The sequence below is a fragment of the Delftia sp. SD018 genome, assembly GCF_017355445.1.
In the GTDB taxonomy this organism is placed as follows: Bacteria; Pseudomonadota; Gammaproteobacteria; order Burkholderiales; family Burkholderiaceae_C; genus Comamonas; species Comamonas acidovorans.
Genome location: NZ_JADDRN010000001.1, coordinates 51,574 through 70,257, shown reverse-complemented (window position 1 = coordinate 70,257; position 18,684 = coordinate 51,574). Strand labels below are relative to the sequence as shown.

At 69.4% G+C, this 18,684-nt stretch carries 17 protein-coding genes; 7 read left to right on the top strand and 10 right to left on the bottom strand.

What is annotated here, in order from left to right; all coding sequences use genetic code 11:
- Positions 1–2: 2 nt before the first annotated feature.
- The 5 genes from INR38_RS00350 to INR38_RS00330 all read right to left on the bottom strand — a co-directional run bounded on the left by INR38_RS00350 (position 3) and on the right by INR38_RS00330 (position 4,494).
- Positions 3–818: an ABC transporter ATP-binding protein gene (locus INR38_RS00350; RefSeq protein WP_207442447.1), complete on the bottom strand. Its 816-nt coding sequence runs from the start codon at positions 816–818 to the stop codon at positions 3–5.
- Complete coding sequence (locus tag INR38_RS00345) at positions 815–1,912, bottom strand: acyl-CoA dehydrogenase family protein (protein WP_013800534.1); 1,098 nt, start codon at positions 1,910–1,912, stop codon at positions 815–817. Before INR38_RS00345 ends, INR38_RS00350 begins: the two co-directional genes overlap by 4 nt.
- On the bottom strand, positions 1,902–2,486 hold the full coding sequence (locus INR38_RS00340) for a carboxymuconolactone decarboxylase family protein (RefSeq protein WP_016448373.1): 585 nt from the start codon (positions 2,484–2,486) through the stop codon (positions 1,902–1,904). Before INR38_RS00340 ends, INR38_RS00345 begins: the two co-directional genes overlap by 11 nt.
- Positions 2,487–2,616: 130 nt before the next feature.
- Positions 2,617–3,558, bottom strand: coding sequence for an AraC family transcriptional regulator (locus tag INR38_RS00335; protein WP_016448374.1), 942 nt, complete (start codon positions 3,556–3,558; stop codon positions 2,617–2,619).
- Positions 3,559–3,720: 162 nt separating this feature from the next.
- Positions 3,721–4,494, bottom strand: coding sequence for a helix-turn-helix transcriptional regulator (locus INR38_RS00330; RefSeq protein WP_207442448.1), 774 nt, complete (start codon positions 4,492–4,494; stop codon positions 3,721–3,723).
- A 181-nt stretch (positions 4,495–4,675) separates the two neighbouring features.
- Between INR38_RS00330 and INR38_RS00325 the strand changes: the two genes are divergently transcribed.
- Positions 4,676–5,944, top strand: a complete 1,269-nt coding sequence (locus tag INR38_RS00325) for an MFS transporter (protein WP_207442449.1) — start codon at positions 4,676–4,678, stop codon at positions 5,942–5,944.
- Between the two features lie 31 nt (positions 5,945–5,975).
- Here the strand turns inward: INR38_RS00325 and INR38_RS00320 are convergent, their stop codons facing one another.
- Positions 5,976–7,004, bottom strand: a complete 1,029-nt coding sequence (locus tag INR38_RS00320; protein WP_043821687.1) for a tripartite tricarboxylate transporter substrate binding protein — start codon at positions 7,002–7,004, stop codon at positions 5,976–5,978.
- 203 nt (positions 7,005–7,207) lie between these two features.
- On the opposite strand from INR38_RS00320, the gene INR38_RS00315 reads away from it, so the two are divergent.
- Positions 7,208–8,986, top strand: a complete 1,779-nt coding sequence (locus INR38_RS00315; RefSeq protein WP_071956906.1) for an IlvD/Edd family dehydratase — start codon at positions 7,208–7,210, stop codon at positions 8,984–8,986.
- Positions 8,987–9,076: 90 nt separating this feature from the next.
- Positions 9,077–9,769: a GntR family transcriptional regulator gene (locus INR38_RS00310; protein ID WP_043821684.1), complete on the top strand. Its 693-nt coding sequence runs from the start codon at positions 9,077–9,079 to the stop codon at positions 9,767–9,769.
- Positions 9,770–9,803: 34 nt separating this feature from the next.
- On the opposite strand, the gene INR38_RS00305 is transcribed toward INR38_RS00310, so the two are convergent.
- Positions 9,804–10,637 (bottom strand): helix-turn-helix transcriptional regulator, encoded by an 834-nt coding sequence (locus INR38_RS00305; RefSeq protein WP_207442450.1) that lies wholly within the window; start codon positions 10,635–10,637, stop codon positions 9,804–9,806.
- Between the two features lie 70 nt (positions 10,638–10,707).
- Here INR38_RS00305 and INR38_RS00300 point away from each other — a divergent pair, with 70 nt between their 5' ends.
- The 3 genes from INR38_RS00300 to INR38_RS00290 all read left to right on the top strand — a co-directional run bounded on the left by INR38_RS00300 (position 10,708) and on the right by INR38_RS00290 (position 14,166).
- Entirely contained in the window at positions 10,708–11,370 is a 663-nt protein-coding gene (locus INR38_RS00300; RefSeq protein ID WP_207442451.1) for an MSMEG_1061 family FMN-dependent PPOX-type flavoprotein, read from the top strand.
- 27 nt (positions 11,371–11,397) lie between these two features.
- Positions 11,398–11,802 carry a hypothetical protein gene (locus INR38_RS00295; protein ID WP_202758849.1) on the top strand — a complete coding sequence of 135 codons (405 nt, stop codon included), beginning with the start codon at positions 11,398–11,400 and terminating at the stop codon, positions 11,800–11,802.
- A gap of 123 nt (positions 11,803–11,925) precedes the next feature.
- Positions 11,926–14,166 (top strand): TonB-dependent receptor, encoded by a 2,241-nt coding sequence (locus tag INR38_RS00290; protein ID WP_207442452.1) that lies wholly within the window; start codon positions 11,926–11,928, stop codon positions 14,164–14,166.
- A gap of 176 nt (positions 14,167–14,342) precedes the next feature.
- On the opposite strand, the gene INR38_RS00285 is transcribed toward INR38_RS00290, so the two are convergent.
- The 3 genes from INR38_RS00285 to INR38_RS00275 all read right to left on the bottom strand — a co-directional run bounded on the left by INR38_RS00285 (position 14,343) and on the right by INR38_RS00275 (position 17,485).
- On the bottom strand, positions 14,343–14,855 hold the full coding sequence (locus INR38_RS00285) for an MgtC/SapB family protein (protein WP_043821673.1): 513 nt from the start codon (positions 14,853–14,855) through the stop codon (positions 14,343–14,345).
- Positions 14,856–14,970: 115 nt separating this feature from the next.
- The gene (locus INR38_RS00280; protein WP_207442453.1) at positions 14,971–16,434 is read right to left on the bottom strand and encodes a chloride channel protein; all 1,464 of its coding nucleotides are present in this window, start codon (positions 16,432–16,434) and stop codon (positions 14,971–14,973) included.
- 157 nt (positions 16,435–16,591) lie between these two features.
- The gene (locus INR38_RS00275) at positions 16,592–17,485 is read right to left on the bottom strand and encodes a LysR family transcriptional regulator (protein ID WP_013800520.1); all 894 of its coding nucleotides are present in this window, start codon (positions 17,483–17,485) and stop codon (positions 16,592–16,594) included.
- Positions 17,486–17,625: 140 nt separating this feature from the next.
- Here INR38_RS00275 and INR38_RS00270 point away from each other — a divergent pair, with 140 nt between their 5' ends.
- A complete protein-coding gene (locus tag INR38_RS00270) occupies positions 17,626–18,681 on the top strand; it encodes an NAD(P)-dependent alcohol dehydrogenase (protein ID WP_065347785.1) in 1,056 nt (351 codons plus the stop codon).
- Positions 18,682–18,684: the final 3 nt, after the last annotated feature.

Genomic DNA, 18,684 nt, shown 5'->3' with positions numbered 1-18,684 from the left:
GATCAGGCCTGGGCCGCATGGCGCACGCCGTGCAGGGCCGAGAGGATGTCCAGCCGCAGCGCGGTCACGGCGGCGGCCTGGTCCTCGCGCGGGCGCGCAATGTCCACGCGCCATTCGCGCACGATGTGGCCGGGCCGCCCGCCCATCAGCAGGATGCGGTCGCCCACGAGGATGGCCTCGTCGATGTCATGCGTGACCAGCAGCGCCGCCGTGTGCCAGCGGTGGACCACGTCCACCATCAGCTCCTGCATCTCGGCGCGCGTGATGGCGTCCAGGGCCGAGAACGGCTCGTCGGCCAGCAGCAGCTGCGGCTCGCGGGCCAGGGCGCGCGCCAGGGCCACGCGCTGGGCCATGCCGCCCGACAGCTGCGAGGGGTAGAGCGCGCCGCTGCCGCCCAGGCCCACGGCCTGCAGCGCCTGCTCCACGCGCTGGCGGCGGGCCTCTTGCTCCAGCTTCGGCTGGCGCTCGAAGTCCAGGCCGAAGCCCACGTTGCGCCGCGCGTCCAGCCAGGGCAGCAGGCTGGGCTGCTGGAACACGAAGCCCGCGCGCGGGTGCGGCGAGGTCAGAGGCTGGCCGAGGAACTGGAGCTCGCCCCGGCTCCAGGCGCCGCCGTCCGGCGACTCCAGGCCGCCGAGCACGCGCAGCAGCGAGGACTTGCCGCAGCCGCTGCCGCCGAGCAGGCAGACGATTTCGCGCGGGGCAATGCTCAGGGAGATGTCCTCGAACACGGCCTTGCCGGGCGCATAGCCAAAGCCCGCGCCGCGTGCCTGCAGCACTGGCGCGGGAGCGTCAGGGGAGAAAGCTTCCGTCTGGGTCATGAACTGGTGGTTGCCAGGGCCGCGCCAGCCAGCGCACCCTGTAGCTGCGTGACGCTGGGCGTCACGATGGGGATGAAAGCCGCCTCGCGCCAACGGCGCGCGAATCCCAGCGGCTGGTCGCGATGATAAGCGCGCCCGCCGCTGGCGTGCAGCTCCAGCTGCAGGGACTGCTGCACGATGTCGTTCAATTCCAGACGCAGGCGGAACAGGGCTTGAGGTCGGTCAAGAAAACGTCCGTCGGACAGGCCGGCATGCAGCGTGGCCGTGGCCAGTTCCAGCGCGTGGCGCTGCTGCTGCAGCGGGCCGCCCAGCACATCGCGCCCGGCGCCCGCACGGGCCGAGGCCGCCGCCAGCGAGGCGCGCGCCAGGCCGATGCACAGCCCCAGCTGCAGGCCCATGAAGGCGGGCCGCACGCGCGGCAGGAAATGGTTGGCGTCGGCATGGATCACATCGGCCGGGCCGATCTGCAGCCCCTCGATGGACAGCGCCGCCGTATGGCTGCCGCGCAGCGCGATCAGGTCCAGGTCGGCGCTGCGCTGCAGGCCCGCCGCATCGCCGGGCAGCGCGGCCACGAAGGGCTTTGCACCGTCGCTGCGCGAGACGGCGACGGCCACCACGAAGCGACCCGGCGGCACCAGGTTGGTGGCCCAGGGCACGCGCCCGCGCAGTGCAAGGCCATCGGCGCTGTCGGCGCCGACAGCGCCGACGGGCGTGGCCTCGACCTGCAGGGCCTCGATGCCGCCCAGGTACTTCATGGCGTTGGACAGGCCCGTGGCGCCCGCCTGCGTGCCCTGCAGCAGGCCCGGCAGCCAGCGCTGGCGCAGCGCCGCGTTGGGCGACTGCAGCAGGTATTCGACAAAGGCGCGCTGCGCCCAGAACACGAAGCCCGCCGTCAGCGAATGCCCGGCCACGCCGGCAATGGCCTCCAGCGCATCGCCCAGGCTGCCGCCCTGCCCGCCCTCGGCCACGGGCACGCCCAGGCCGAACAGGCCGTGCTGCGCCAGCCGGGGCAGCACTTCGTGCGCATGCGCGGGGCCTTCGTCCAGGGAGTCGGCATGGGCGTCCAGCCACTGCCGCAGCGAATCAGCCAGCATGTGCGTTCTCCTGCGGTTGTCGGAACTGTTCGGGCAGATAGGGCTGCAGCTGTGGGTTGACGGGGCTTTGCGCCAGGCTGTTGGCAAAGTTGCACAGCGTGGCCAGGCTGATGCCCAGCACCACCTCCAGCGCCTGCTGCTCGCTCAGGCCGGCCGCATGGAAGGCGGCCAGGGCCTCGTCGGCGACGGCGCCGCGCGTGGCGATCACGGCTTCGGCAAAGCGGCGCACGGCGTCCAGGCGCGGCTGGCCGGTGTCGCGGCCGTCCTGCAGCGCCACCACCTCGGCCTGGGTCAGGCCGGCCTGCTTGAAGGCCAGCTTGGTGTGGCCGGCCACGCAGAAGTCGCAGCCATGGATGCGCGCCGCCGTGATCTGCACCACCTCGCGCTCGGCCAGCGTGAGCTGGGCGCGCGCGTTGATCTGGCCCACGGTCACATAGGTCTCCAGCGCCTGGGGCGAGTTGGCCAGGATGGCGATCAGGTTGGGCAGGAATCCGTTGCCGGCCAGGGCACGCTCCACGAAGGGGCGGCTGGCTTCAGGAGCGGTTTGCGGGGTGTGCAGGGTCAGGCGTGCCATGGTGCTTTGCAGGAATGAAGGAATGCCTTCATGATCGGCCGCGCCCCCCTTGCCATCAATGCCGCCGCGTCGCGGATTTATGCCCGAACGTGTCAACCCGCAGGCAGATGCACCGGGCTCGGATGGCGGCTCAGCAGCAGCGTGCCTGCGCGCGCTGCCAGGCGCCGGGCTGCTCGCCCATCACGCGCTTGAAGGCACGCGAGAAAGCCGCATAGGACTCGTAGCCCACGGCCTCGGCCACCTGGCCTATCGCCTCGCCCTGGGCCAGGCGGCGTGCCGCCAGCTGCATGCGCAGCAGCAGCAGGAATTGCTGGGGCGGCTGGCCGCAGGCCTCGGCAAACTGCCGAAAGAACGTGGCGCGCGACAGGCACACGCGCGCGGCCATGTCGGCCACGCTCCAGTTGCGGGCCGGCTCGCGCAGCAGCTCGGCCACCAGCGGCGCAAAGCCCGGCCGGCGCAGCAGGCTCCAGATGCCGCGCGCCCGCGCATCGCCATGCGCCAGCTGGCGCAGGCCGTAGAAGAACAGCAGGCCCACCAGCCGGTCCATCACGGCCGAGGGCTCGGTGCCCGTGCGCAGCGCCTCGGCGCGCATCAGGTCGAACAGCATGGAGGCGCCGCTCATCGCATGGTCGTCGCCGCGCAGCACCAGGTGGTCGGGGAAGGCATCGACCAGCAGGCCGCGCATGGGACCCTCGAAGGTGAAGAAGCCGCAGGCCAGCGCCGTCTCTCCGATGCCGGCATCGCCCGTGGCGGGACGCATGGCCTGCGGGGCGCAGGCCATGTCCGGGTCGGCATAGGGCGAGATGAAATGCGGCACATCGCGCGAGAGAAACACGCCGTCGCGCGGCTGCAGCTCCACCGAGGGCTGGCCCGGCAGGTGCAGCCAGCAGCGCCCGTCCAGGATCAGGTGAAAGCTGGCCCGCGCGCGCCCCGCCGTGGAGGCCCGCCAGCGCCCGCAGTACTGCCCCACGTGGAACACGCTGGCGCGCCATTGCAGGCCGTTGAGCAGGCCGTCGATGACGCGATCGACCTGCGCTTCGGCCGCGCTGTCGGGGACTGGGTCGGGTAGCACGGTACGGCGGTGAAAAAGCTGAGGCGGTGGAGGGTATGCGGCCGGCCAGTATCGCCACGATGCAGGCGCGGGGGAACGAATCTTTGGGCATATGCTTGTGCCGCAATCGATATCTGGATCTGCATCCAAGTCCGCCCGGCCCGACCTTGGTCCGGTCGTGCCTCAGCGCTGGAAGCCCGAAGGCGGCACTCCGAAATGCCTTTTGAACATGGCCGTGAACGCGCTCTGGCTGGCATAGCCGCAATCGAGGGCGATGTCGATGATGCGCTCGCCCGCCGCAATGCGGCCCAGCGCGAACATCAGCCGCGCCTGCTCGCGCCACTGGGCGAAGGGCATGCCGGTTTCCTTCACGAACAGGCGCTGCAGCGTCTTGGCGCTCACGCCCAGGAGCTGCGCCCAGTGTTCGGCGGTGGCGGTGTCGGCAGGCTCGCGCATCAGGGCCTCGCAGACCTGGCGCAGCCGCGCATCGGCGGACAGAGGCAGGTGCAGGGGCAGGACCTCGGCGGCGCGCAGTTCATCGACCAGCAGGTGCATCAGGCGCTCGTCGCGGCTGCCTTCGGCATAGTCCAGCGGCACGCCGACGGCGGCCACCACCAGCTCGCGCAGCAGGGGCGACACGTTGACCACGCAGGTGCGCGCGGGCAGGTCCGCAAAGGCCGAGGCGTCGATGTAGGCCGTGCGCATCTTCACGTCGCCCGACATGCGCACATCGTGCTCGGCGTCGGCCTCTATCCACAGCCCCCGGTTGGGCGGCACCAGCCAGGAGCCGGAATGCAGCTGCACGGACATCACGCCTTCGATCGCATACAGCAGCTGGCCGCGCGGGTGGGAGTGCCAGCCCGTGCTGGTGCCATGCGCCCAGTTGGCCTCCATGGCGGCCATGGGGCGCCCGGTCTGGTGGTACTTGAGGTACATGCGCGGCAGTTCTGCGGCCATGGGGCTTCCCGTCCTGTGCGGTTCTATGCGGTTCTATGTGGCTCTCTGTCCCGATCTCGACAATTGAAGTCAGTATAGAGAGAGACAGACGGGCACCAAACGCCTATCTTCGGTCCCACGGCCCATTGACCTTCGTCAACGCCGGACCCTGACCGTGCCGCCCTGCGGGGCCCTTTCCTCCATGACAAGCAACACCACCACTCTTGGCGCCCCGGGCGAGCTGGGCGCGCCTGCAACGCATGCCCATACGGCTCCCGCCCATCCAGCACCCAGCCATGCCGCGCAGGGATTTTTGCTGCGCATCGTCGGCGCCGCCGCCTTTGCCCACCTGCTCAACGACCTGATCCAGGCCGTGCTGCCGGCCGTCTATCCCATGCTCAAGACGGAGTTCTCGCTGAGCTTCGCGCAGATCGGCTGGATTTCCCTGGTCTACCAGATCACGGCCTCGCTGCTGCAGCCCTGGATCGGCCTGTACACCGACAAGCATCCCAAGCCCTACCTGCTGCCGCTGGGCATGGTGGTGACGCTGGTGGGCGTGGGCCTGCTGGCCCTGTCCACCAGCTACCCCATGCTGCTGGCCGCCGCGTCGCTGATCGGCGTGGGCTCGTCCACCTTCCACCCCGAGGCCTCGCGCGTGGCGCGGCTGGCCTCGGGCGGGCGATTCGGCACGGCGCAATCGACCTTCCAGGTGGGCGGCAACACGGGCTCGGCCATCGGCCCGCTGATGGTGGCGGCCATCGTCATTCCGTTTGGCCAGCATGCGATCGCCTGGTTCATGCTGGTGGCGTTGCTGGCCATCTGGGTGCTGCTGCGCATCACGCACTGGCGCCTGCACCACGCGCCGGCCAAGGTGGTGGCGGCCGGCCAGCATGCGCTGACGGCGCTGAACCGCTCGCAGGTCATCCGCGCGGTGACCGTGATCTGCGTGCTGATGTTCGCCAAGTTCGTCTACATCGCGGCCTTTGCCAACTACTTCACCTTCTATCTGATCGAGCGCTTTGCCCTGCCCGTGCAGCAGTCGCAGCTGTACCTGTTCGCCTTCCTGGCGGCCGTGGCGGCGGGCACCTTCGCGGGCGGCCCGGTGGGTGACCGCATAGGGCGCAAGGCCGTGATCTGGGTGTCCTTCCTGGGCGTGGCGCCGTTTGCGCTGTTGCTGCCGCATGCCGACCTGTTCTGGACGGCCGTGCTGTCCATCGTCATCGGCCTGGTCATGTCCTCGGCCTTTGCGGCGCTGGTGGTCTACGCCCAGGAGGCCGTGCCCGGCCGCGTGGGCCTGGTCTCGGGGCTGATGTTCGGCCTCATGTTCGGCATCGGCGGCCTGGGGGCTGCCGGCATGGGCAACCTGGCCGACACCCACGGCATCGTCTGGGTGTATAGCCTGGTGGCCTACCTGCCGCTGCTGGGGCTGGCAACGGCCTTTTTGCCGGAGACACGGGCGCGCCGTCGCTGAGGCATTCCGGCACAGCCCGCCATGCTCCTTGTCAATCCGGCTGTATGCCCGCCTGCCGGATCACGGCGGACCAGCGCGCCACCTCCTCGGCGATCTGGGCTCGCGCCTCGGCAGGCGTGGTGAAGGTGGGCATGGCGCCCTGGGCGACCAGGGCGTCCTTCACTTCCTGCTGCCCCATCACTTCCTTGAGCGCGCCGCTGAGCCGGGCGACGATGGGCGCGGGCGTGCCCGCAGGCGCCAGCAGGCCGAACATCGACGTCACCTCAAAGCCCGACAGCCCGGCCTCGGCCGTGGTGGGAATGTCGGCAATGGAGGGCACGCGCTGCGCCGTGGTCACGGCCAGCGCGCGCAGGCGGCCACCCTTGATGAAGCCCTGCGTGGCGGGCAGGGTGTCGAACACCACATCCACCTGGCCGCCCATCAGATCGTTGAGCGCCGGCGTGCTGCCCTTGTAGGGCACATGGGTCAGCGGCACGCCGGCCTGCCGCTTGAACAGCTCGGCCGCCAGGTGCTGGGGCGAGCCATTGCCCGAGGAGCCGTAGTTCAGCCCGGCCGGCCTGGTTTTGGCCAGCGCGATGAGCTCCGCGAGATTGGCCGACTTCACCGACGGGCCCACGGTCACCACCAGCGGCACGCGGCCCACCACGCCAATGGGCGCAAAGCTCTTGTCCATGGTGAAGCCTGCCGTGGACGCCATGAGCACGCTGTTGATGGAATGGCTGGTCAGCGCACCCAGCAGCAGCGTATAGCCATCGGGCCTTTCCTTGGCCACGGCGGCGGCGCCCAGGTTGCCGGCCGCGCCCGCCCGGTTCTCCACCACCACGGGCTGGCCCAGCGCCAGCGAGAGCCTTTGCCCCACCACGCGCCCGATCACGTCGGTGGCGCCGCCGGGCGTGTAGGGAACGACCAGCTTGATGGGCCGGGCCGGATAGGCGCCGTCGGCCAGCGCGGGCGTGGCCAGGCCTGGGCCCAGCGCCAGCGAGGCCAGCAGCGCCGCAGCCAGGGCGGCGCGCCGGTTGGGCGCATGAATGCGACGGATGCGGGATGCAGCAACAACCATGGGTGTCTCCTCCTTTTGTCTTGTGTCGGAAAAACATGCCCGGCACGCACGCCGGGCACGGCTGCATGGTTGGCCAGATAGATTATTAATAATATAGGTGATAACGACGATAATAATCTGCGGCATCCGCCGCTATCCTGCCCCTCGACAAGGCAGCGCCTGCCTTCCGACCCCGCCAAGACCCTCTGCAAAGCACCCCACCCATGACCGACCCCAAGACTCCCGATGGCGCTCCAGGCCATGACATCGCCCCAGCCGATGCGGCCACCGGCATCTCCAAGGGCCTGACCAACTACGGCGACCGCGGCTTTTCGCTGTTCCTGCGCAAGGCCTTCATCAAGGGCGCGGGCTATACGGACTCGGCGCTGCAGCGCCCCGTCATCGGCATTGCCAACACGGGCAGCAGCTACAACCCCTGCCACGGCAACGCGCCCCAGCTGATCGAGGCCGTCAAGCGCGGCGTCATGCTGGCGGGCGGCCTGCCCATGGACTTCCCCACCATCTCGGTGCACGAAAGCTTCTCGGCGCCGACCAGCATGTACCTGCGCAACCTCATGTCCATGGACACCGAGGAGATGATCCGCGCCCAGCCCATGGATGCCGTCGTGCTCATCGGCGGCTGCGACAAGACGGTGCCGGCCCAGTTGATGGGCGCGGCCTCGGCGGGCATCCCGGCCATCCAGCTGATCACCGGATCGATGCTCACCGGCTCGCACCGCAGCGAGCGCGTGGGCGCCTGCACGGACTGCCGCCGCTACTGGGGCAAGTTCCGCGCCGAAGAGATCGACGCCGAAGAGATCGCCGACGTGAACAACCAGCTGGTGGCCAGCGTGGGCACCTGCTCGGTCATGGGCACGGCCAGCACCATGGCCTGCATTGCCGAGGCGCTGGGCATGACCGTGCCCGGCGGCGCCTCGCCCCCCGCCGTCACGGCCGACCGCATTCGCATCGCCGAGCAGACCGGTACCGAGGCCGTGCGCATGGCGCGCGAGCGCCTGACCATCGACAAAATCCTCACGCCCGCCGCCTTCGAAAACGCCATGCGCGTGCTGTTGGCCATCGGCGGCTCCACCAACGGCATCGTCCACCTGGCCGCCATCGCGGGGCGCATGGGCTATGACATCGACCTCAAGGCCCTGGACCGCATGGGCCGCGACACGCCCGTGCTGCTGGACCTCAAGCCCTCGGGCGATCACTACATGGAGGACTTCCACCACGCGGGCGGCATGGCCACGCTGCTGCGCGAGCTCAAGCCCCTGCTGAACCTGGACGCCCTCACCGTCACCGGCCGCACGCTGGGCGAAGAGATCGATCGCGCCGGCCCCGGCTTTGCGCAGGACGTGGTGCGCCCGCGCTCCAACCCCATCTACCCGCAGGGCGGCATCGCCGTGCTGCAGGGCAACCTGGCGCCGGGCGGCGCCATCATCAAGCAGTCGGCCGCCCATCCCCGGCTCATGGAGCACGAAGGCCGCGCCGTGGTCTTCGAGAACGCGGCCGACCTGGCCCGCCGCATCGACAGCGACGATCTGGACGTGACCGCCGACGACATCCTCGTGCTCAAGAACATCGGCCCCAAGGGCGCGCCCGGCATGCCCGAGGCGGGCTACATCCCCATCCCGCGCAAGCTGGCGCGGGCCGGCGTCAAGGACATCGTGCGCATCTCCGACGGGCGCATGAGCGGCACGGCCTTCGGCACCATCGTGCTGCACGTCACGCCCGAGTCGGCCGTGGGCGGCCCGCTCGCCCATGTGCACAACGGCGACCGCATCACGCTGTCGGTGGCGCGGCGCGAGCTCACGCTGCAGGTCAGCGACGAGGAACTGGCCCGCCGCGCCCGGCTCCACCCCGTGACCGAGCCCACGGCCGAGCGCGGCTACCGCAAGCTCTTTCTCACCACCGTGAACCAGGCCGACCAGGGCGTGGACTTCGACTTCCTGCGCTGCGCCACCGAACGCGGCACCATTCCCGGCCCGCGCGAATAGTCCATGCCAGGCAGCGCGGCACGCCCGCCATGCCCAGTGAAGGCCATCAGTTCGGACAAAATGGCGTTTTTGTCCCAACCGCCTGTCTTGATGGTCGCTGCCGCCTCACTGCCGATTTCCCTGGATGCCGAACCCGCCCCCGCAGCCGACGCCCTGGGCGCCATGGTGGCCGCGCTGGAAGAGGACGTGGTCTTCGGCCGGCTGCACCCGCGCGAGCGCCTAGTCGAAGACGACCTCATGGCCCGCTTCGACGTCAAGCGCCACATCGCCCGCGAGGCCCTGGCCGCGCTGGACCGCATGGGCTTGATCGAGCGCCGCAAGAACGTGGGCGCCCTGGTGCGCTCGTTCTCCACCCAGGAAGTGCAGGAGCTGTACGAGCTGCGCGGCATGCTCGAAGTGGAGGCCGCGCGCAAGATCCCCCTGCCCGTGCCGGCCGAGAGGCTCGAACGCCTGACCTCCATCCAGCAGCAGCACGACGCCGCCGTGGCCGAAGGCAACGCGCGCCTGGTGTTCCGCATCAACCTGGCCTTTCACCAGGAACTGTTTGCGCTGGCGGGCAACGACACGCTGCACAAGGCCATCACCGAATACGCGCGCCAGACGCACCCCATCCGCTTCGCCTCCCTGGTCTCGGCCGACTACCGCGAGCGCGCACGCCAGGAACACTGGCAAATGATCGAAGCCCTGCGCGCCCAAGACCGCGACGCCCTGGTCCGCCTGTGCGCCGAGCACCTGCTGCCCTCGCGCGATGCGTATCTGAATGCGCAGTTGCAGCGGTTGTAGGCGAAGCCGTTAGCCACAAGGGCACCGCAGCCCCTCAGTCCCGCGCAGCCCCCAGCCTCCCCCGGTACGCCGCAGGCGTCTCCCCGAACGTGCGCCGGAACAGCCCGATGAAGGCGCTGGCCGTGGCGTAGCCCAGGTCCAGCGCGATGTTCGTCACCGGCGCGCCGGCGGCCAGCATCTCCAGCGAGCGCATCAGCCGTGCGCGCTGGCGCCAGGCGGTGAAGCTGAAGCCGGTTTCCGAGACAAAGCGCCGGCTCAGCGTCCGCGAGCTGACCGCGGCCCAGCGTGCCCAGGCCTCCAGGTCGCGGGCATCGGCCGGGTCGGCGATCAGCGCGCGGGCGATGCGCTGCAGGCGCGGGTCTGCGGGCAGGGGCAGGCCCAGGGGCTCCACGGGCAGGGTGCGGATCTCGTCCAGGATCACCGCCATCACATGGGCGCGGGCCTGGTCCGCCGAAGGGCCTGGTTGCACGGGCTGCGTTGTGGGCACGCCTTGCTGCCATCCCCAGCTGGCGGCGCGCAGCACGGCCTCGCGCAGCAGGCCCGAGGTGCGGATGGCGCAGGGCCGCTGCGGCAGGTCGGCGCAGGCCGGCTCCGCCACGTAGACGCTCCAGCCGTGGAAGGGACCATGGGAGCGGCCCGAATGCAGCTGGTGCGGCGGCAGCCACACGGCATGGATGGCGGGCACCACCCAGACCGCGTCTTCCACGCCCACCGACAGCAGCCCGCGCAGCGAGCCGAACAGCTGGCCGCGCGCGTGCCGGTGCGGCTCGGAGGCCAGCTCCTCGTCCTGGTTGCCCACGGCTGCGATCAGCACGGGGCCATCGGCACGGTTCACATGGCTGACCAGTTCAAGAATGGCATCGGGCATGGCGTCTTTGAGCTATTTGTTGGCTGATCCAGTCTACAGCCGCCAGCGCCTTTGTTCTTACGCTTGTGCCATGCACACAGACAACAACGCCCTTGCAGAGCCGCCAGGCCCGGCCATCGACCTGGACTCGCTCTACGCCGCCCCGGCAGAAAGAATCCAGAAGGCCGTGCGCGACCGCCTGTCCGACTTCCACGAGGCCTATCTGCGCCAGGCCAGCTTCTTTTGCCTGGCCACGGCCGGCGAACGCGGCCTGGACGCCTCGCCGCGCGGCGGGCCGCCCGGCTTTGTGCAGGTGCTGGACGAGCGCACCGTGGCCTTTGCCGACTGGCCCGGCAACAACCGCATCGAATCCCTGCGCAACCTGCAGGCCCATGACCGCCTGGCCATGCTCTTCCTGTTCCCGGGGCTGGACATCTTCCTGCGCATCAACGGGCGCGGCCGCATCTCCACCGACCCCCATCTGCTGCAGGAGCTGAGCGAAGGCCGGGGCACGCCCAAGACCGCCACCGTGGTACTGGTCGACGAGGTGCTGCTGCACTGCGGCAAGGCCATCCACCGCTCCGGCCTGTGGAACCCGTCAAGCCAGCTGGACCGCGCCGCCCTGCCCACCGTGGGCCAGATGATGGCCGCCCTCACGCAGTTGGCCGACGCCACGGCGCCCGCCATGGATGCCGCGCAACAGGAGCAGGCCAACGCCCACTACGCCCATGCGGTCAGGCACGACCTGTACTGATGCCCTGCTTTTCCCAGGAACCATGACATGCTGATCGATACCTCCCGCTTTCCCCTGGTCTACCTGCGCGAACCCGAAGCGCAGGCACCTGCAGACGCAGGCAACGGCAATGACGCATCGGCCGAAGCCCAGATCGAATCCCTGCTCGACCAGGGCCGGCACTTCGTGCTGCTCACCGACCACCTGCCCGGCGACCACCCCGAGGAAAGCCACGAAGAACGCAAGCAGCGCGCCCTGTTCTTCAAGCGCAACCGCGAACGCATGCGCCAGCTGTGCCGGGGCATGGTCGTTATTACGGGCGACCGCGCCGTGCCCGCCGCCCTGCGCCTGGCCGTGCAAGGCATGGGCAAGGCGCTAGGCATGCGGGTTGCGTTCGTGCAGGGGGAGGATGAGGCGCAGGTCTGCTCGTGGGAGCTGCTTGGACAGGCGTGAAGGCGGGCCAGGAGGAGTGTGGGCACAAACAGACACATCTCCCTACAAGCTCCATACGGGGGAGTCGCATCGATAAAATTATTGGGAATCATTCTCACCCCGCATTCTCATCCCGTTTTCTCCATGCACTCCCCCCTCCACACGCTCACCCCGATCGCCGGGGCCCTGGCCCTTCTTTTGTCTGCTGGCTCCGCATGGGCCCAGCCTGCCCCTTCCACGGCAACGGCCGCGCCCGAGCTGGGCACCGTCACCGTCGAGGCCAGCGCCGATGCGTCGGCTGAAGGCCTGTCCAGGCCCTACGCGGGCGGCCAGGTGGCGCGCGGCGGGCGGGCCGGGATTCTGGGCACGCGCGACAACATGGAGACGCCGTTCTCCATCACCAGCTACACCAACGAGCTGATCCAGGACCGCCAGGCCAAGAGCGTGGGCGATGTGCTGCAGAACGATCCTTCCGTGCGCGTGGCGCGCGGCTTCGGCAATTTCCAGGAGTCCTACTTCGTGCGCGGCTTCGTGCTGGGCTCGGACGACGTGGCCTACAACGGCCTGTATGCGCTGCTGCCGCGCCAGTACATCGCCACCGAGCTGTTCGAGCGCGTGGAGCTGCTGCGCGGCGCATCGGCCTTTCTGATGGGCGCCAGCCCCAATGGCGGCGGCCTGGGCGGCAACATCAACCTGCTACCCAAGCGCGCGGGCAGCGATCCGCTGTCGCGCGTGACGGCGGGCATTGCCAGCGGCGGCCAGGCCTTCGTGGCGGCCGACGTGAGCCGGCGCTTCGGCCCCGACCAGGCCACGGGCATCCGCCTGAACGCCGCGCACCGTGGCGGCGATACCGCCATCGCCCAGGAAAGCTCCAAGCTCGATCTGCTGTCCGTGGGCATGGACTGGCGCAGCCGCAATGTGCGCCTGTCGGGCGACATCGGCTGGCAGGACAACCGCCTCAAGCGCACGCGCACCAATGTCACGCCGGGCGCAGGGCTGGCGGCCATTCCTTCGGCGCCCGATGCTTCCTCCAACTGGGCCCAGCCCTGGACCTATTCCGACGAGCGCGACCTGTTCGGCACGCTGCGCGGCGAATGGGACATCAACAGCAATGTGACGGCCTGGGCCGCCTATGGACTGCGCCGCAGCTCCGAGAACAACTCGCTGGCCAACATCACGCTGGCGGCGGCCGGCAATGGCGCAGCCACCACTAGCCGCTTCGACAACGCGCGCAAGGACCGCGTGAGCACGGGCGAGCTGGGCGTGCGCGCACGCCTGAACACGGGCAGCGTGGGCCATGAGATCGTGGCCAGCTACTCGGCCTTCGACCTCAAGGTTTACAACGCCTATGGCATGAGCACCGGCGGGGGCAGCAACACGCTGGCCACCAATCTCTACGACCCGCGCTACTACGCGATCACGCCGCTCAACTACCTGGGCAACGACCTGTCCAACCCCGCCTACAACCGGGGCACGCGCCTGAACAGCTTTGCGCTGGGCGACACGCTGTCGCTGATGGACGGCCGCATGCTGGTGACGGCCGGCGTGCGCCGCCAGACGATAGAGACCGACTCGGTGAGCTACCGCATCGTCAGCAACGGCGCGGTCACCAGCCAGGGCGGCGTGCGCACGGCCTACGACCAGAGCCGCACCAGCCCGGTGCTGGGCGCGGTGTTCAAGCTCACGCCCCAGGTATCGCTGTACGGCAACTACATCGAGGGACTGGCCCAGGGCGACACGGCGCCAGCCAAGTCGGGCGACACCATCATCGCCAACGCGGGCCAGCAGATGTCGCCCTACGTGACCAAGCAAAAGGAAGTGGGCGTCAAGTACGACGGCGGCAAGCTGGGCGGCGGCCTGGCCTTCTTCTCCACCGACAAGCCGCGCTCGCTGATCGACGGCACCCTCTTCACCTCGGCGGGCAAGGACCGTCACCAGGGCGTGGAATTCAACGTCTTCGGCGAACCCATGCGCGGCCTGCGCCTGCTGGGCGGCGCCACCTGGCTGGACGCCAGGCAGCAGAGCACGGGCCGCGCCACCACCGACGGCAAGCGCGTCATCGGCGTGCCGCGCTTCCAGGCCACAGCGGGCGTGGAATGGGATGTGCCGGGCATCAACGGCCTGGCGCTGGACGGCCGCCTGGTGCACACCGGCGCCAGCTACGCCAACGACGTCAACACCCTGCGCGTGGCCGGATGGAACCGCCTGGACCTGGGCGTGCGCTACATGACCGAAGTGCAGGGCAAGCTGCTCACGCTGCGCCTGCGCGTGGACAACGCGACGGACCGCAACTACTGGGCCTCCGTAGGCGGCTACCCGGGTTCGGGCTACCTGACGGTGGGCGGTCCGCGCACGTTCTCGCTGAGTGCGAGTGTGGATTTCTAATGGCATGCGTGCATGGCCAGAGATGCCATGCACGCAGGTGACTGCCTATCGGTAGTTGGCGAGAGCCTCGCAAGCCTCACTGGCTGCGTTCGTAATGTTTGCCATGTTCACGTGGCACGAACATCAGGAAAAAGCGAACAAAGCCGGAATACCAGGCTTCAGGCCGCAGCCCGCCCTCAGGTCTCCCGCGGCTTGGTATCCGGCTCCGCGTCATCGTGCGGCGGTGGCGCACTGACCACATGCGGCAGCATCACGAGGATGACGATAGCCAGCAGCGTGGCCAGCAGCGCGATGGCTTCGCGCCCCAGGCCGCAGGCCACGCCGATGGCGGCCGTCATCCAGATGCCGGCGGCCGTGGTCAGGCCCTGCACCTGTTCCTCGGAGTGGCGCTTGATGATGGCGCCCGCGCCCAGGAAGCCCACGCCGGCCACCACGCCCTGGATCACGCGGCTCATGTCGGCAATGCCCATGCCTCCGCGCTCGGGCACCAGCACGAACAGCGCCGCGCCCATGGCCACCAGCATGTGGGTGCGCAGGCCGGCGGCCTTGCCCTTGTGTTCTCGCTCGTAGCCGACGATGCCGCCCAGCAGGGCCGCCAGCAGCAGGCGCACCATGACGCGCGTGACCTCGGCCGCATCGGGCAGGCTGGAGAATTCCTCGGCCAGGGTGCTGGTTACTTCCTCCCACATGGCGCGTTCCTTTCCTCGGGTTATGCGTCAGGACTCAGGAAGCGAGCATGGCGTGGCGTGCAGCGCGCCCAGGCCATCGCCCTTCGCCATTGGCTGTCAGCCAAGCGCGCCCGGCTCAGGCGCCTGCGGGCTTGTCCTGGTCCTTGGGCGGTGCAGCCGGCTCTGCGGTGCTGGCGGGTGCGCTGGCGGGCTCCGGTTCCGGCGCGGCGGCCGGTGCTGGTACGGGCTCAGGTGCTGGCTCAGTTGAAGGTGCAGGCTCGGGAGCGGGAGCAGGCACCAGACTCAGCATGTGCTGGGCCAGCGTCTCGTACAGCGGCCGGGCCAGCATGCGCGAGACCAGGCTGGCCAGCATGGCAGCGGCCATGAGGCTGAGCACCATGGAGTGGCCGTCCACCATCTCCATCACGATGATGAAGGCCGTCAGCGGCGCCTGTGTAACGGCGGCCAGGAAGGCGGCCATGCCCATGGCGATGAGGGCGGGCGCGATGTCTGCGCCCATGAGGCCGGCCACGTTGTGGCCCACGCCCGCGCCAATCGACAGCGAGGGCGCGAAGATGCCGCCCGGCACGCCCACCCAGGCCGACAGCCAGGTGGCGATGAACTTCAGGGTGACGTAGAACGAGGGCACGTCGGCCTGGCCCGCCAGCATGTGCTTGACGGCCTCCGAGCCCGCGCCGAAGGTGGCGCCGCCCGTGACCATGCCGATGACGGCGATCACCAGCGCGATCGCCGCCGCGAAGCGGATGGGAAAGCGCGCGCGCAGTTGGTTGAGCCGCTCGGGCGTGCGGGTCAGCGAAGCGGCCAGCAGCTTGGCGAAGAGGCCGCCCAGCACGCCGCAGGCCAGGGTCACGCACAGGCCGGGCAGCAGCGCGTCCCAGGTCAGGTGGGGCACCTGGATGCGCCCGAAATAGCTGAGGTTGCCGAAGGCCGACACGCCCATCAGGCCGGCCAGCACGATGGCCGCGATGATCAGGCCGCTGGAGCGCGACTCCAGCTTGCGCGACAGCTCCTCGATGGCGAAGACCACGCCCGCCAGCGGCGCGTTGAAGGCCGCCGCAATGCCGGCCGCGCCGCCGGCCACCAGCAGCGCATGGTGGCTGATGCCCGAATGCGGCCCGAACCAGCGCCTCGCATGGTGCATGACACCGGCGGCCACCTGCACCGAAGGCCCCTCGCGCCCGATCGACAGCCCCGCCGCAAAGCCCGCGCTGGCCAGGGCCATCTTGGCGAAAGACAGCCACAGCGACACGAAGCGCCCGCGCTGCGCAGGGTCCAGCGCCGGGTCCAGCGTGGCGATCACCTGCGGAATGCCCGACCCCGCCGCGCCCGGCGCCCAGCGCCGCGTGAGCCACACGGCGCCCGCCGTGACGGCAGGCATCCACAGCAGCACGGCCCAGCCGCCCTGCCAGTGGTAGATGCTCTCGAAGAGTTCAAAGCCCGCGTCGGCCATCAGCGTGAAGGCCACCACGCACAGCCCGGCGGCGGCCGCATAGGCCAGCACGATGGTGCGGTCCAGCCAGCGCCTGCCGTCCCGGAATTCCTGGTTCAGGTTGTGGAGGAAGTCGGGTTCTTGCTGCATCGCGTGAAGAGATCGCGTAAGGAAATCGCGTGAAGGAGTCGCGTCCAAGGACCGCGAAAGAGGCTGGGCGAAAGCCGTTCATTGTGCCCAAGCTGACCGGCCGCGTATGTCGCCGGCGGCAATGCCTACTTCGCCGCTGCGTTGATGGCCAGGCGCCTCAGCCGCGCCAGCGCAGCGCATCGACCACCAGCGAGAACGCGGGCGAGGGCTGCCTGCGGCTGGGGTAGTACAGGTGGTGGCCGTCGAATCTTGGGCACCAGTCCTCCAACACGCGCTGCAGCTGGCCGCTCTGGATCCAGGGCATGACCTCGTCCTCGGGCAGCAGCGTGATGCCCAGCCCGGCCAGCGACGCATCGATCTGGGGCTGGGTGGTGTTGAAGATCAGCGGCCCGTCCACGCGCACATTCATCTTGCGGCCCCGGCGCTCGAACTCCCACACATACAGGCCGCCCGAGGTCACCATGCGCTGGTTGATGCAGCGGTGCGCCATCAGGTCCTGCGGATTCTTCGGAATGCCGTGCTCCGCGAAATACCCGGGCGAGGACACCACGGCCATGCGCAGCGGCGGGCCGATGGGCACGGCGATCATGTCCTTGTCGATGGTGCTGCCCAGGCGCACGCCGGCGTCGAAGCGCTCGGCCACGATGTCGCGGAATCCGTAGTACACGTCGAACTCCATGCAGATGTCCGGATAGGCGAGCAGCAGCGGCGCCAGCCGGGGCAGCAGGGTGCTTTGCAGCATGTAGTCGCCGCAGGTGATGCGCACCGTGCCGCCGGGCTTGTCGCGCAGCGCGGTCAGGGCGTCGAGTTCGGCCTCGATCTCGTCGAAGCGGTGGCCTATGGCCTGCATCAGCCGCTCGCCCGCCGCCGTGGGCGAGACGCTGCGCGTGGTGCGCGTGAGCAGGCGGATCTGCAGCCGCTCCTCCAGCGCGCGCACGGTCTGGCTCAGCGCCGACTGGGTGACACCCAGCGCAGCCGCCGCGCGCGTGAAGCTGCCCTCGCGCGCCACGGTGACGAAGGCCAGCAGGTCATTGAGGTTGCGTCTTGCCATGGCCGCAAGCCTAGCGCCATCCATTGATTAGCTGTGCTGATAAGCCCATTAAGCATTGATTAGCTAGTCAGCATGGCAGGCGGCGGCAAGAATGCCCGCATCCCTTCCACACCCACCAGGCCTCCCACGAGGAACATCCCATGACCGTCAAAGCCTATGGAGCCCATGCGGGCGACCTGCCCCTGCAATCCCTGGACATCACGCGCCGCGCACCGGGCGCCCACGATGTGCAGATCGAGATCGCCTTCTGCGGCGTCTGCCACTCCGACATCCACCAGGTACGCTCGGAATGGGCGGGCACGCTCTACCCCTGCGTGCCGGGCCACGAGATCGTGGGCCGCGTCTCGGCCGTGGGCGCCCATGTGTCGGGCGTGAAGGCTGGCGATCTGGTCGGCGTGGGCTGCATCGTGGACAGCTGCCGCCATTGCGCGGACTGCGACGAGGGCCTGGAGAACTATTGCGACCACATGGTCGGCACCTACAACGGCCCCACGCCCGATGCGCCCGGCCACACGCTGGGCGGCTACGCGCAAAGCATCGTGGTGCATGAGCGCTATGTGCTGCACATCCGCCACCCCGAGGAACAGCTGGCCGCCGTGGCGCCGCTGCTGTGCGCGGGCATCACCACCTGGTCGCCACTGCGCCACTGGGGCGTGGGGCCGGGCCACAAGGTGGGCGTGGTGGGCATTGGCGGCCTGGGCCACATGGGCATCAAGCTGGCCCACGCCATGGGCGCGCATGTGGTGGCCTTCACCACCTCCGAGTCCAAGCGCGAGGCGGCGCGCGCCCTGGGCGCCGACGAAGTGGTGGTCTCGCGCAACGCGGCCGAGATGGCGGCGCACGCCAAGAGCCTGGACTTCATCCTCAACACCGTGGCCGCGCCGCACGATCTGGACGCCTTCTTCACCCTGCTCAAGCGCGACGGCACCATGGCCCTGGTGGGCGCGCCGGCCACGCCCCATCCCTCGCCCCAGGTATTCAACCTGATCATGAAGCGCCGCAGCCTGGCCGGTTCCATGATCGGCGGCATTCCCGAAACGCAGGAGATGCTGGATTTCTGCGCCGAGCACGGCATCGTCGCCGATATCGAGATGATCCGCGCCGACGAGATCAACGCCGCCTACGAGCGCATGCTGCAGGGCGATGTGAAGTACCGCTTCGTGATCGACAACGCCACGCTGGCAATGACGCCGTGACGG